14 protein-coding genes are annotated in these 13823 nt (G+C 74.3%); 4 read left to right on the forward strand and 10 right to left on the reverse strand.

All coding sequences use genetic code 11. The features are described from left to right. Positions 1 to 9 precede the first annotated feature (9 nt). Positions 10 to 609, reverse strand: coding sequence for a sigma-70 family RNA polymerase sigma factor (locus OG587_RS28750; protein WP_329080611.1), 600 nt, complete (start codon positions 607 to 609; stop codon positions 10 to 12). 265 nt (positions 610 to 874) lie between these two features. Between OG587_RS28750 and OG587_RS28755 the strand changes: the two genes are divergently transcribed. Next, on the forward strand, positions 875 to 2074 hold the full coding sequence (locus OG587_RS28755; protein ID WP_329080613.1) for an MFS transporter: 1200 nt from the start codon (positions 875 to 877) through the stop codon (positions 2072 to 2074). Between the two features lie 38 nt (positions 2075 to 2112). Next, positions 2113 to 3105, forward strand: a complete 993-nt coding sequence (locus OG587_RS28760) for a hypothetical protein (protein ID WP_329080615.1) — start codon at positions 2113 to 2115, stop codon at positions 3103 to 3105. A gap of 134 nt (positions 3106 to 3239) precedes the next feature. Here the strand turns inward: OG587_RS28760 and OG587_RS28765 are convergent, their stop codons facing one another. The 9 genes from OG587_RS28765 to OG587_RS28805 form a co-directional block, all read right to left on the reverse strand. After that, a complete protein-coding gene (locus tag OG587_RS28765) occupies positions 3240 to 4034 on the reverse strand; it encodes a metal ABC transporter solute-binding protein, Zn/Mn family (RefSeq protein ID WP_329080617.1) in 795 nt (264 codons plus the stop codon). Further along, positions 4031 to 4846 (reverse strand): metal ABC transporter permease, encoded by an 816-nt coding sequence (locus OG587_RS28770; RefSeq protein WP_329080618.1) that lies wholly within the window; start codon positions 4844 to 4846, stop codon positions 4031 to 4033. Before OG587_RS28770 ends, OG587_RS28765 begins: the two co-directional genes overlap by 4 nt. Further along, positions 4843 to 5517, reverse strand: a complete 675-nt coding sequence (locus OG587_RS28775; RefSeq protein WP_329080620.1) for an ATP-binding cassette domain-containing protein — start codon at positions 5515 to 5517, stop codon at positions 4843 to 4845. Before OG587_RS28775 ends, OG587_RS28770 begins: the two co-directional genes overlap by 4 nt. A gap of 121 nt (positions 5518 to 5638) precedes the next feature. Further along, positions 5639 to 6202, reverse strand: coding sequence for an MFS transporter (locus OG587_RS28780; protein WP_329080621.1), 564 nt, complete (start codon positions 6200 to 6202; stop codon positions 5639 to 5641). 10 nt (positions 6203 to 6212) lie between these two features. Further along, on the reverse strand, positions 6213 to 6359 hold the full coding sequence (locus OG587_RS28785; protein WP_329080623.1) for a hypothetical protein: 147 nt from the start codon (positions 6357 to 6359) through the stop codon (positions 6213 to 6215). 140 nt (positions 6360 to 6499) lie between these two features. Next, positions 6500 to 7057: a hypothetical protein gene (locus tag OG587_RS28790; protein WP_329080625.1), complete on the reverse strand. Its 558-nt coding sequence runs from the start codon at positions 7055 to 7057 to the stop codon at positions 6500 to 6502. 257 nt (positions 7058 to 7314) lie between these two features. Continuing rightward, complete coding sequence (locus tag OG587_RS28795) at positions 7315 to 9072, reverse strand: ABC transporter ATP-binding protein (RefSeq protein WP_329080626.1); 1758 nt, start codon at positions 9070 to 9072, stop codon at positions 7315 to 7317. Further along, on the reverse strand, positions 9069 to 10754 hold the full coding sequence (locus OG587_RS28800) for an ABC transporter ATP-binding protein (protein WP_329080627.1): 1686 nt from the start codon (positions 10752 to 10754) through the stop codon (positions 9069 to 9071). The genes OG587_RS28795 and OG587_RS28800 overlap by 4 nt, the downstream gene beginning before the upstream one ends. 228 nt (positions 10755 to 10982) lie before the next feature. Beyond that, positions 10983 to 11579 (reverse strand): TetR/AcrR family transcriptional regulator, encoded by a 597-nt coding sequence (locus OG587_RS28805; RefSeq protein WP_329080629.1) that lies wholly within the window; start codon positions 11577 to 11579, stop codon positions 10983 to 10985. Positions 11580 to 11676: 97 nt separating this feature from the next. Here OG587_RS28805 and OG587_RS28810 point away from each other — a divergent pair, with 97 nt between their 5' ends. Both OG587_RS28810 and OG587_RS28815 read left to right on the forward strand, forming a co-directional pair. Then, a complete protein-coding gene (locus OG587_RS28810; protein ID WP_329080631.1) occupies positions 11677 to 12504 on the forward strand; it encodes an SDR family NAD(P)-dependent oxidoreductase in 828 nt (275 codons plus the stop codon). Positions 12505 to 12965: 461 nt separating this feature from the next. Beyond that, positions 12966 to 13769 carry an NPP1 family protein gene (locus tag OG587_RS28815; protein WP_329080633.1) on the forward strand — a complete coding sequence of 268 codons (804 nt, stop codon included), beginning with the start codon at positions 12966 to 12968 and terminating at the stop codon, positions 13767 to 13769. Positions 13770 to 13823: the final 54 nt, after the last annotated feature.

Below are 13823 nucleotides of genomic sequence, written 5' to 3' on the forward strand. Positions count from 1 at the left end.
GAGTCTCGCTCAGGCGGCCCGGTCGGCGGCCTCCAGCGACTCGATGAGCTGGATGCGGGCTCGCGCCACCCGGGAGCGCACCGTGCCGATGGGGCAGCCGATCAGCGAGGCGGCCTCGGCGTAGGGCAGGCCGACGACCTGGGTGAGCACGAAGGCCTCCCGCCGCTCGTGCGGCACCTTGGCCAGCAGGTCCGCCAGGGCCACCCCGTCCTCGCGTCCCGGTAGCCCGCGGGGCTGACATCGCTCGGCGGCGGTCTGCCAGTCGGCGAGATCGGCGATCCTGGGACGGCAGGACGCCGATCGGAACCGGTCGACGACGACCCGCCGGGCGATGGACAGCAGCCAGGTCCTGGCCGACGAGCGGCCGGCGAAGCGGGGCAGGCTGCGCAGGACGCGCACGAACGTCTCCTGGGTCAGGTCCTCGGCCGACGGGGTCCCGGCCAGGTAGGCGACGAACCTGCGCACGTCGGTGTAGACCGCGCGGGTGAAGGCCTCGACGTCCGCGGGCGCTCCTCCGCGCGCGGCCAGTGCGAGCACCGTCAGCTGCTCGTCGGAGCAGGCGGTGGTGTCATGGTCGGGTGCGCGGTGATCGCGCGTGACAGAACTCATGATGATCGTTCCTCGGGTCGCGGTGCAGAACGGATACACGGTCCGGAGATGGGTGGCCCCTGACGGGCTGGTGGAGGAGACAGGGGCGCGGGGCGGCCACGGGCCCGGGGAGGCGGGCCGCGGGGTCGCGGCGCGTGCGGCGGCCGGAGGGCCCCTCGCTCGGGCCGCGTCATCGCGTCCGCCGTCACGGGAACCCCGGCGGATCCGCGGGCGACTGTCTGGAGCGCGGTCGTCGCGAGGACTCCGCGAGGGGAAGGAGGCCGCGATGCGGCTGGAACGACCGGCACGCCCAGGACGCCCAGGACGCGGTACGGCCGGGGAACGGTGGGTGACCGTCCTGCTCACCGCGGCCATGGGCGTGTCGATGCTTCAGCTCTTCCTGATCGGCGCGCTCGGCCCGCGCCTGGTCGGGGAGGCGGGCATCTCCCGTACGGCGATCGGCCTGACCACGACCGCCGGGTTCGGGGTCGCCGCGTTGCTCTCGCTCACCGCCGGTCGCTGGGTGGACCGGCTGGGCGCCCGCCGCTGCCTGGTCGCCCTGCTGCTGCTGGCCGCGGTGGCGCTGGCCCTGATCGGCGCCGCCTCGAACACATTCGTCCTGCTGGCGGCGGTGGCCCTGGGCGGGCTGCCGCAGGCGCTGGCCAACCCCGCCACCAACAAGATCATCGTGGCGGTGGTCGAACCGGCCGGGCGCGGCGCGGTCACCGGCTGGAAACAGTCCGGGGTGCAGTTCGGCGCCCTCGCGGCGGGACTGCCGCTGGCGGCGCTCGCCGCCTGGACGGGATGGCGCGGCTCGGTGTGGACGGCCGCCGCGCTCGCCGTCCTCATCGCCTGCTGGGCCCTTCGCGCGCTGCCGCCCGACCCCGGCCCCGCGCAGGCTCCGCCACCCCGGGACGTGCCGCGCGCCCGCGTCGGCCGGCTGGCGCTGTTCTCCTTCCTGCTCGGCTGCGGGATCGCCGCGGTGAACACCTACCTCGCGCTCTTCGGGGTCGAGCGGCTGGAACTGGGACCGGTCGTGGCGGCGTGGCTGATCGCCACGCTGGGCGTCACCGGCGTGGCGGGCCGGGTCGGCTGGTCGCGGCGGGCCGGCCGTCCGGGCCGGGCCGAAGTACTTCTGGCCCCCCTCGCGGCGGGAGCGTGCGGGGCCGCCCTGCTGCTCGCGGCGGCCTCGTCGGCCCCCATCCTGGTCTGGGCGGGGGCGGCGGCCGTCGGCGCCTTCGCCGTCGCGGGCAACGCGGTCACGATGGTCGCCGTGATCAAGCGCGCCGACCCTCGTGGCGCCGGTCGCGACTCCGCGCTCGTCTCGGCGGGCTTCTTCGCCGGATTCGCCGCCGGGCCACCTTTGTTCGCCGTCCTCGTCGAGGCCGCGGGGTACGGGCCGGGCTGGGTGCTGGTGGCCGCCGAGTTCGCGGTCGCCGCCGCCGTCGCGGCACCGCTGCGGTTGCGGGCCGGGGCGCGCCGATGATCTGGGCGCGGACGGCACTGGCAGAGATTCTCGTCCGGGTGGGGACCACCGAAGCCGAAGTGGCCGGGCGGTGGCCGCTGCACGCCGATCCCGGCTCCGGCCACTGGACGACCACCGCCCGCGGGTCATGGACCGGCGGTTTCTGGGCGGGCCTGCTCTGGCTGCGGGCGATCGTGAGCGGCGATCCCGCCGACCGGGCCGCCGCGACCGGCCGCACCGCGCTGCTCGCCCCCTGGATCGAGGCCGACACCGCGACCCGGGGCCTGATCCTCTGGTACGGCACCGCGTTCGGCGTGATGGGCGGGGACGCCGCGGCGGTGGAGCTTCGCGACCGTGCGGCGCGGGCCTGCCTGGACGCCTACGACCCCGGGCTCGGGCTGGTGCCCTGGGGCGGCGCGTTCGGCGGCCCCCGCGAGGTGGCCCGGGTCGACGGGCTGCCCGGCCTCCCGCAACTCCTGCGCCTGCGAGGACCCGGCGGGATCACCGCCGCCCGCGACCAGCTCCGACTGCAACTCGGGCTGACGCTCGGGGAGCGGGAACCGCGCCCGGCCTGGCGGGCGCGGCCGGACGGCACCTGGGAGCACCATCGCGATCCGGCGCCCGGCTGGAGCCGTACGGTGGCGTGGCTGTCGCTCGCGGTCGCCGACGCCGGTGACGAGGCGGCGCGACGCGAGCTGCTGGGCCACCCCCGGGTAGCCGGCCGGTTCGCGGCGACCTCGCCCGCCGTCCCCCCGGCACGTCCCGGCGGCCCCCCCGACACCTCGGCGGCCGCGATCGAGGCCGTGGCCGCCCTCAAACTGGCCGCGCGAGCCTTCGCCACCCGCCCGCGGACGGCGGCCCGGCTGCGGGAGCGCGCCGTCGCCGTGCTGCGCGAACTGGTCACGGCGCACCTGCGCGACGGCCGCCTCCTGGACGGGTGCTACGACCTCGAGCACGGCGTGGCCACCCGCCACGAACTGGTGTGGGGCGACTTCTTCCTGGCCGTGGGCCTGGCGATCCTCACCGGAGTGATCAGTCCCTTCAGCTGCTGAGCAGCCGGCGCGACGGCGGTTTCGGCACGTCCGGGGAGCGGAGCGGCGGCGAGCACGGGAACGTCCACGTGCCTCCTTCTCTGAAAACCGGAGGAACGCGGGGCGGCTCGCGCGAAGCCGCCCCGCCCGAGCGGTCAGCCCAGGGCCGCGGCCAGCGCGTCGGCGCCTGCCCGGTACACGGCGATCAGATCCAGCCCCCGGCCGGGGAAGTTGTCGATGACCACGCGCTCGGCCCGCACGCCGGACAGCGCGTCCCCGCCGGGCATGGCGGAGTTGTCGAGCACCAGCCGGGGCTTCTTCGCGGCCAGCTCGGAGATCTGGCCGGCGGTGGGCGGCTGCGGGCCGAACACCCCGGCGGGCCGGGTACCGGCCAGGTCGGCTGCCCAGGCCACGAACGCCTGCGAGACGATCACCGGCGCGGTGCCCCCGGTGGCGGCGGTGACCTTCTCCTTCAACGCGGCGTACTCGGTGTCGAAGGCCGCGGTCCACGCCTCGGCGGCCCGGGCGGTGCCGAACTCGCCTCCCAGGCGCCGCACCTCGGCCTTGACCTTGTCGGGGGCGTTGTCCAGGGAGACCTCGATCAGCTTGGCCCCGGATCCGGCGGCCTCCTTGAGCCTGCCGGCGAAGCCTTCGAAGGCGGCGTACAGCACCACGTCGGCCTCGGCCACCGTGGCCAGGTCCGAGGGCTTGGGATCGTAGTCGGCGGCGTGGTGCACGCCGGGCGGGACGATCACCGTGATGTCGGTCGCACCCGCGGCCTTGGCGAATCCCGCCTCCCAGGTGGAGGCGGCGACGACCTTCAGGCCGCCCTCCGAGGGCGAAGCCGCGGGGGAGGTCTCCCGGGTGCTCCCGCAGGCGGCCGTGACCAGCATGGCCAGCGCGGCGACGGCGGCCGGGGCGGTGAGACGGAATCGGCGCAAGATGATCATTTCGTGAGGATCCTTTCCGGGATCGAGTAGAGGAGGACCGTGCAGAGCCCGCCGACCAGCACCAGCACCGGGCCGGGCGGGAGGTCGAGGAGCAGGGCGAGCAGGAAGCCGCCCAGGTTGAAGGCGAGCCCGAAGACGACCGACCAGCCGACCATGGCCGACAGCGACCGGCCGACCCGGCGCGCGGCCAGGGCGGGCAGCAGGGTGAGCGCGTCGACCAGCAGCGCCCCGGTCAGCCGGATGGCCGAGGCGATCGCCACCGCGATCACCACCAGCAGGACGAGCGTGAGCCGCTCCACGGCCACCCCCGAGCAGACGGCCAGCTCACGGTCGTGCAGCAGCAGGGCCAGGTCCTTTCTGCGCAGCCCGTACAGCACCGGGACGAGCACGGCCAGGACGGCGAGCGCGGCCACGTCCCCGGGGCGGGTCGCCAGGATCGATCCCCACAGCAGCTCGAACGCCCCGTTGGCGTTCACCCCGGAGATCGACAGCACCAGCAGCGCCGCCGCGATGGCCAGTGTCATCAGCAGGCCCATCGCCCCTGACAACCCCGCGCTGCTGCGGGCCAGCGGGGTGAGCGCGCCGCCGGTCAGCGCGCACAGCACCAGCGCGCACAGCAGCGGGTCCAGGCCGGTCAGCAGGCCGATCGCGATGCCCAGCAGCGCGACGTGCATCATCGCGAAACGGACCGGCATGATGTCCAGCCCCACGATGAACACCCCGACGATCGGCAGCGCCACCGAGCCGAGCAGCAGCGCCAGCAGGGCCAGCCGGACCGAGGGGATCTCCAGCAGCGTCCAGATCGAGTTCACCGGACCTCCCGCAGCCGCCCGGCGGCCATCTCGGCCACCCGCCCGCACGCCTGGGCGACCACCCGGTCGTGGGTGACCACCACCACGCTCACCGCCAGAGCGGCCAGCACGCCGGCGACCTGCTCCTGACCGGCGAAGTCCAGGGCCGCGGTCGGCTCGTCGGCGAGCACCAGCCCCGCCCCGGCCGCGACCTGTCCCAGCGCCCGCGCCAGGTAGGCGCGCTGCAGCTGGCCACCCGAAAGGGTGGCCAGGGGGCGGTCCAGCAGGGCGGCCACCCCCAGGTCCCCGGCCGCGGCGAACGCCCGCTCGGCGTGTCCGCCGCTGGCCAGCAGTTCGCGGACCAGCAGCGGGAAGCGTCCGGCGGCCTGCCGCTGCGGGATCCAGGCGACCTCGGCGCGGCGGCGGGTCCAGTCGGCCGGCGTGCGCGCCCGCCGTCCGGAGACCTCGATCACACCGGAGACCTCGCGGTGCAGTCCGAGCAGCGCGCGCAGCAGCGTGCTCTTGCCCGAGCCGTTGGTGCCGGTGATGGCCAGATGCTCGCCGGGGGAGAGTGTCAGGTCGACGGCGTCCACCGCGAGGAGCCTGCCGTGCCGGCAGCTCACGGCGGACAGGCGCAGGCCGGCGGCGCTCACCGGGGAGCCGGGAGGGGAGTCGGGAGGAGGGACGGGCATGGGCGTACTCCGGGTCGGGGGGGTAGGGGCACGGCGGCGGCCGGGCGGACCAGGTCCGCCCGGGAGGGCACCGTGAGGAGACGGGACCGCCGGTAAGGGGCGGGCCCGTGAGGGGGGCGGCTCAGCCGCGGATCGGGGGCGGCGGGGCCCGCCCGCCGAGCGCGTACCGCAACAGCGCGGACCGCGGGAGCGGCGGCGCGGGGGAGGTCGCACGCCACGGGCGGGCGGGCGCGGCTGTCCGGCCGCACCGGATCCTCAGCAGGCGGCGCAGCCGGACGGCGAGGCGGCGCAGCACCGCCCAGAGCGCGGCCTCGCCGCGCGCCAGCCACAGCGCGGCCAGCGCTCCCGCCCAGCCGTGCGCCACCACCATGCCCAGTCCGGGGACCAGCCCGGAACCCGAATGCGCGTGCCCGCCGGTCTCGGCCAGTGGCGCGATGAGGTGAACCGTGGAGAAGAGCAGGTGCAGTGCCACCTGCGTGGCCGCCAGCAACGGCCAGATCGTCGCCAGGCCGCGCTCGCCGCCGGTCGCGGGCAGTGCCGCCAGGAACGCCAGCGCCAGGGCGCACGCCGCCGCCGGGGCGGAGACGACGCCGCCGCCGGAGACGTGGGCGAGCACGCCGAGCCCCAGGCACACCACGGCGAAGGTCGCGGCGCGGGCGAGACGTAACGTCAGGTTTGCGGGCATGGCCGGCGGATCACTCCGCGCCGCCGGGACGGTCCCGGCGAGCGGTCCGCGACCCGATGCCCGCCCCGGCCACCGCGGGCGCGGCGGGCAGGACGGAGACGGCGCGGTACGGGGCGGTGACAGCGGTCGTGCGGGCGGATCGTGGCGGGGACGCCATCGTGGGCTCCAGAGGAAACCTCTCGCCGTGCCCTCGGCGCGGACCGGCGAGAACGGAAGGGACGCCTCCGGTGGGAAGGAGAAAGGAGGGCGTCGTGGTCACGGGGGCACGCCGCCCGCCGGACCCTTCCTCCAGGTCCTTCAGCCGGCGTGTCGCGGCACGGGCGGGCCGCGCCGCCGCAGCACCGGCAGGATCTCCCAGCCGCCGTACGGCCGTACCTCGGCGGCCGGAACGGCCCGCCACACCGGCGAGGCCACCTCGGCGGGGACGGCGAGCAACAGCCGGATCAGCGGCCTCGGCCCGCCGTACAGGCGGATCATCAGCCACACCGCGCTCTCGCCGCGATGCAGCCACCACCCGGTGCCCAGCGCCACCGCGAGATGGATCACCGTCATGCCCAGGCCGGAATGGCCGTGCTCGGCGGAGAGCGTCGTCTGCGGCGCGGGCGCGGCGCGGCCGAACAGCTCGTGCAGCAGGATCTGCGCGCCGGTGGTCGCGCCGAGCACGACCTCCACCCCGCGCTCGCGCCCGTTCAGCGCGTACGCCACGCAGAAGGCGACCAGCGCGCCGAGAACGGCGAGGTGTGGCGGGATCAGGCCGCCCCCGGCCAGGGCGTGGCCGCCCGCGGAGACCACGAGGCACATCGTCGCGAAGACGACGGCCCGTGGCACGCGCAGCGCCGACGCCGTAGGGGTCACGAACGACATCCTGTCAGCCGGGTGGCCCGCCGAGAAGACCGAAACAGCGATCATGCCTCCGGCCGTCGCGGCCGGATGCGTGAACCTCGTACCCGGATACCGGGATCACGCAGGTCAGCGAAATCCGGCCGGGATTTCCCCTTCTCCGCCGGGCTGAACTCCGAGGCGAAGAAGACCCGCCCCGAGTTCGCGGGCAAGATCATGGCGGTCGGCTCCGGCCCGGAGCGGGGCCGGTGACCTGTCGTGAGATCGCCCCTCTAGCGCGACTCCCAGGCCTCCCAGAGGCGGGCGTAACGGCCTCCGGCGGCGATCAGCCGTTCGTGGGGTCCCTCCTCGACGATCCGCCCGTGCTCCAGGACGACGACACGATCGGCGGAGACGGCCTGGGTCAGCCGGTGCGCCACGACCAGGGTGGTCCTGCCGCGGGTGGCCGCGGCGGCCGAGTCCTCCAGCAGGCGCGCGCCCATGCTGCCCGCCTCCGCGGTGGCCTCGTCCAGTACGGCGACGGCCGGGTCGGCCAGTACCAGGCGGGCCAGGGCGAGCTGCTGCGCCTGGGCGGGTGACACCTCGTGGCCGCCCTCCCCGACCACGGTGTCGAGGCCCTCGGGCAACGCCAGCGCCCACGGCAGTGCCCCGACCGTCTCCAGCGCCGAGGCGACCTGCTCGGCCGTCGCGCCGGGGCGGGCCAGGCGCAGGTCCTCGACGAGGGGCCCGGCGAAGACGTGGGTCTCCTGCGTGATGATCGCGACGTGTCCGCGCAGCCTCGCCGTGCTCAGCGACGAGGGGGGAACCCCGCCGATCAGCACGCTGCCGCCGGTCGGGCGCAGTGACCCGGCCGCGACGGCGGCCAGGGTCGACTTGCCCGCGCCCGTCGAGCCGACCAGGGCCACCCGGGCCCCGGCGGGGACGCGCAGGGTGACGCCGTGCAGGACCTCGGCGGAGCCGTCGTAGCTGAAGCGCACGTCGGCCAGGTCGAGGGAGGCGTCGGCCGGCGCCGGTCCCCCCTCGGGTTCCGGCTCGGACTCCAGGTGGACGACGCCGACCAGCCTGGCCAGGCTCGCCCCGGCCGCCTGCACCTCGTCGAAGACGAACAGCAACATGCCGATCGGGTTGAACAGCCGGTGGAACAGCACCGCCGCGGCGGCGGCCTCGCCGACGGTGACGGCGTCCGCGCGGACCAGCAGGAAGCCGGCGACCAGGATGGTGGTCAGGCCGCAGAACTCGGCCCTGTTCACCCGGCCCACGAACCGGGTGAACAGGTCCAGCACCCCCACCGACACCTCTTTCGAGTCGTGCGAGGCGGTCTCGATGGCGCGCAGGTGGCCTTTCTCCAGGCGGTAGGCGTGGACCGTGCGCACGCCCTGCATGCTCTCCACCAGCCGCTGCGACGAGCGGGCGACCGCGGCGCGCTGTCTCGCGTAGTAGGGGGCGGCCCGGGGGAGATACCAGCGCAGCGCCAGCGTGTACAGCGGCACCGAGACGGCGCCCGCCAGGCCGAGCCGCCAGTCGAGGCCGACCATCGCGGCCAGGCTCAGCGTGCCGAGCAGGACCGAGGCGATCACGCCGGGGACGACGTCGGAGACGGCCTTGGTGACCTCGGCGGCGTCCGCGCTGACGCGCGACAGCAGGTCGCCCCTGCCCGCGCGTTCCAGCCTGGTGAGCGGGAGCGTGAGGGCTCTGGCGACCGTACGCTCGCGAAGGACGGCCAGGATCTGGCCGCCCAGCCTGGCCACCAGGTAGGAGGTGAGGCCGGTGGCCGCACCGCCGACGAGGGCCGACAGCGCGATGGCCACGGCGACCGCGACGATCACGGTGGTGCCCGACTGCTCGCGCACGCGGTCGACGAGGATGCCCATCACGTAGGCGGGGATGACCGACGCCGTCGCGCCGAGCACGCCCACCAGCAGCGTCACGGCCACCGCGCCGCGGCGCTCGCGCAGGTGGGCGCGCAACCACCGCCAGGTCTCCCCGCCGTCCGCGACCGGGAGCGGGTCCCCTTCCCATGGCGTGCTCATCGCCGTACCGCCTGCCGGTAGTCGTCGTCGGTGGCGCCCAGGTCGGCGTGTGATCCCTCGGCGACCACCTTGCCGCCGTCCAGTACGAACACCCGGTCGGTGGCGGCGAGCAGGGCGGGGCTGCCGGTCACGACCACGGTGGTGAAGGTGTCATCGCCCTCGGGGTGGCGCAGGGAGCGCAGGCCCCGGGCGATGTCCTGCTCGGTGACCGCGTCCACGGCGGTGGTCGGGTCGTGCAGCACCAGGATCGGCGGGCGGGCCAGCAGCGCCCTGGCCAGGGCCACCCGCTGGCGCTGGCCGCCCGACAGGCTCGCCCCCCGCTCCACCACCCGGTGTTCCAGGCCGTCGGGATGGGCGGCGACCACGTCGTCGGCCGCCGAGGCGGCCAGGACCGCCGCGAGCTCCTCCGGGTTCCCCGGCCGGCCGCCCACGGTCAGGTTGGTGGCGAGGGTGCCCTCGAACAGGTCGGTGTGGTGGGGTTCGACGAGCATCCGGCCGCCGATCCGTACGCTTCCGCCGTACTCGGCGGGACTCACCCGCCCGGACAGCACCCGTACCAGCGCGTCGGCGTCGGCGGGGCGGTGGGCCATGACGCCGACGAACTCGCCCGGCCCGGCCACCAGGTCCACCCCGGTGAGCGCGTCGTGGCTCAGCCCGGAGACCTCCAGCCCGGGGGTCCCTCCGTCCGGCGAGGCCGTCGCGCCGGCGTCACCGGGCGGCGGGCCGCCGGGCAGCACCACGGGCGCGCCGGCCACGCGCGCCACCCGGTCGGCCGAGGCGCGCGCCTCGGCCATCCAGCCGGGGACCAGCGTCAGCGTACCTACGGGTTCCATCAGGAACTGCGCCAGCCCGATCACAGTCAGGAACTCGCCGGCGGAGATCTGGCCGCGCAGCGCGAACCATCCCGCGAGCACCGCGACCCCGCACGCCAGCAGCGCACCGCCCGCGCCGGAGACGGCCGCGTAGATTCCCTGGGTACGGGCGGCCCGCAGCGCGGCCGCCAGCGAGAGCCGGCTGACCCGCGCGTACCGCCGGGAGGCCGCCGCCTCGGCGCCGATGCCCCGCAGCGGCCGGACACCGCTGACCAGGTCGGTCGCGAGTGACGCGGCCTGACCGGCCAGCTCCTGCTGGGCGGCGACGTGCCGGGTGATGTACGGCGTGCCGACGTGCAGCGCCAGCAGCGTCAGGGGAGTGGCCACCAGGACGGCCACGCCGAGGGGGATGTCGATGAGCAGCAGCGTCGTGGCGCACACCGCCGCCGCGACCAGCGCCCCGACCGCGCGCGGCAGGTGGTCCAGGAGTTCGGAGGTGTTGTCGGCGTCGTTGGAGGAAATCGTCAGCAGCTCGCCCGTGCGCAGGCCGGTGTCCAGGCCGCGCGGGTCGATGATCTTCGCGGCGAGTTCCAGGCGCAGCAGATGGGCCTCGTGGGCGATGGCGCGCATGAGGGTCCGCGCGCCGTGGCGGTAGGCCATGGACAGGGCGGTGAACAGCGCGGCCAGCGCGGCCAGCCACCACAGCAGCGACCCGGTGTCGCCCGGACCGATCGCGCGGTCGACGATCACACCGATGAGGATCGGCACGCTCGCCTCGCACACCTGGTGCAGGCTGAGCAGCAGGGTTCCCGCGCCCAGACGGGCGGCGTTACGCCGCATGGCCCTGCGCAGAACGCCCGCCCCGGTCATGCTCGCGCCTGTCCGGTGGTGCCCGGCGCACACGTGAGGGCCAGTGGACCCAGGCGGGCCCGGAGCCGACCTGTACGGGGTGCGGGGGGCATGGGGGCTCTTTCGTGGCGGCTCTGCACGGGCGGGGACGGAGAGCTCGCCTGCAACAGGTTAGCCTGTCCTAATTAAGGGGAGCCTAACCGGATCCGGGGAATTTCGACAAACCGGACGACCGCAATCGGCGGGACGTCAGGTCTGGCCGGACCCGCCCTCCCGGTCCACGGTTCCCGACATCGGGCGGCCCAGCAGGTCCGTGGCGACGGCCGCGACGTGCGGGGCCAGGTCGGCGGCCCGCGCCTCGGCCAGGGCGGGGGTGCCCACGACCGAGCGCAGGATGCCGATGCCGACCATCCAGGCGCTGAGCAGCTCGGCCCGCAGCTCGGCGTCCTCGCCCTCGGCCAGGTCCCGCAGGGCGTTGACGTAGGTGTTGCAGACCTCCTCGCGGATGCGCAGGCGGGCGTCCTCGTGGGCCGAGGAGCGCAGCATGGCGACCAGGGGGTGCTCGCCGCCGTACTTCGTCCAGTCGTGGTCGACGACCGTGCGCACCATGCGGGCGACCAATTCCTCCTGCGGGCCTTCGAGCAGGCCGGCCGGGAGGTCGGCGGCGCTGGCCTCGTCGAAGAGCTGTTTCTTGGAGCCGAAGTAGCGGAAGATGAGGGTGGCGTCGACCCCGGAGTCCCTGGCGACGTCGCGGACGCTGGTGGCGTCGTAACCCTCGCGGGCGAAGCGCAGCCTGGCGGCCTCCAGCAGGCGCGCCCGGGTGGCCTCCCTGTCCCTCTTCGGCAACGCGGGCTCCCTCGCTCGGTCATCGATCGTTGACATTGTATGCGGACGCTGTGCTACGTTCCCATAAGTCAGCGTTCGATGACTTATGGAGTGAACTATGCGGACGTATGTCGTGGCGGGCGGTACGAACGGCATGGGCCGGGGGCTCGCCCTGCACTTCCTGCGCCGGGGTGACCGGGTGACGGTCGTGGGCAGCGACCCGGCCAGGGGGCGGCGTCTCCTCGACGAGGCCGCCGGGCTGGGCGCCGCGGAGCGGGCCGCGTTCCTGCGGGCCGACCTGGCGTCGGTGGCGGAGAACGTGCGAGTGATCAAGGAGATCAGGGCGCGGCACGACGTGCTGGACGGCCTGGTGTCCACCGCGATCCGTCACTTCCCGCGGCGGGTGGAGACCCCCGACGGTCACGAGGCCACCTTCGCCCTCTACTACGTCAGCCGCTTCCTGCTCGCCTACGGCCTGACCGGCCTGCTGGAGCGCGGGGAGAACCCGATGATCGTGAACGTCTGCGGCGTCGGCGTCACCAAGGGCCGCGTCCACTGGGACGACCTGTCGCTCAAGCAGGGCTACGGCGGCATCAAGGCCATGCTGCAGGGCGGGCGCGCCACCGACCTCCTGGGCGTCGCGTACGCCGCCAATCACCCGGACGCCCGCACCCGCTACCTGCTGCACCACCCCGGCTTCACCGACAGCGGCACCGACAACCTCAAGCAGCCCGCCAGGACCGTCATCAGGCTGCTGGCCAGGTTCGCCGCCCAGCCGGTCGAGAAGGCCATCGCGCCGATCGTCGAGCTGATGGACGACCCGCCGGGCGAGGGCGGCCTGCTCGCCTACGACCGCCGCCGCCCGCTCGACCCGTCCCTGCCCTCGCTCGACCCGGCCGCCGCCCGCCGCCTGTACGACCTGACCGGCCACCTGCTGCGCCTCTAGCGCGCCTCGGCGCGGCCGACGCCGATCACCGTGCCGCCCCGGGGCGGCTGGGCGGGCCCGGTCATGGCCGGGAGTCAACATTTCGTGCTCACCCGCGGCCCGGCCGACGAGACCGGAGTCCGGGAAATCACGGTGGACGCGGTTGCTCCCGGCCCTTGGCGCCCCTGCTTCGCCGGGAGGCGATTCGTAAGCCTTCGCTCGTGATTCACCTTTCGACCGTCGCCGATACATGCCGGCGTCATCTGGTTCAAGGAACTTGATCAAGCGTCGGTTCCATGATTCCGTGGTGCCGGAAAAGTGCGAGATGTGCTCACATCGGCGCGGAGAACGCCGCCGGTGCCTCCACCACACCGACGCGCTGTCAGGTCCTGTCAGATCTTGGAGCAGTTCTTCGAGAAAGCGGAAGAATGCGAAAGCTGTCGTCATTCACGTCCACCGCGAAGGCATCGAAGTCGGCAACCGTGTCAGAGGGGGGCGAGTCCTCCCGCACGTTCCTCACCCGCAGGCGTTCCCGGTTCGGGATCGTGCTCGGCGCCACCGTTCTGGGGGTCGTGATCCCCGCGTCGGCGGCCTACGCCGATCCGCCGCACAACCTGCCCCAGTCGGCCGGAGGGTACGAGGCCTCGTTCTCACCGGCCTACGACTACGACGGCGACGGCTGCTACGCCACCCCCGCCATCGGGCCGGACGGGACGCTCGCCCCGGGGCTGAACCCGACCGGCGCGGTCAACGGCAACTGCCGCGACCAGTCGGACCTGGACAACTCACAGACCTACGCCCGCGCCAAGTGCAACAACGGCTGGTGCGCCGTCGTGTACGCCAGTTACTTCGAGAAGGACCAGGCGCTGTCCGGCATCAGCCTCGGCGGCCACCGTCACGACTGGGAACACGTCATCTCCTGGATCAACCAGGCGTCCAACCAGGTGGAATACCTTTCGACCACGCAACACAGCAGCGTCGTGACCTACCCGCGCTCGCAGGTGCGCTTCGACGGGTCGCACCCCAAGGTCGTCTATCACAAGGACGGGGCGTCCACGCACTTCCTCCGGCTCGCCAACGGCAATGACGAGCCGCCGGAGAACCACTACCACAACTGGCGCTACCCTCCGCTCGTGGACTGGAACGGCTGGCCCAGCACCTCGCTGCGCGACAGGCTGATGAACGCGAACTTCGGCGCCGCGACCATCAAGATCAACAATGGCAGGTTCGAGGACCTCCTCTCGCGCGCCAAGCCCGGCGGCATCCCCTTCGACCCCTGGTCCTGACGGCCCCCCTCGCCCCCAGATCGGGGCCGGGACCGGTAAAACGCGTCAGCGTCC

This window comes from Streptosporangium sp. NBC_01469 (genome assembly GCF_036227305.1).
Lineage (GTDB): Bacteria > Actinomycetota > Actinomycetes > Streptosporangiales > Streptosporangiaceae > Streptosporangium.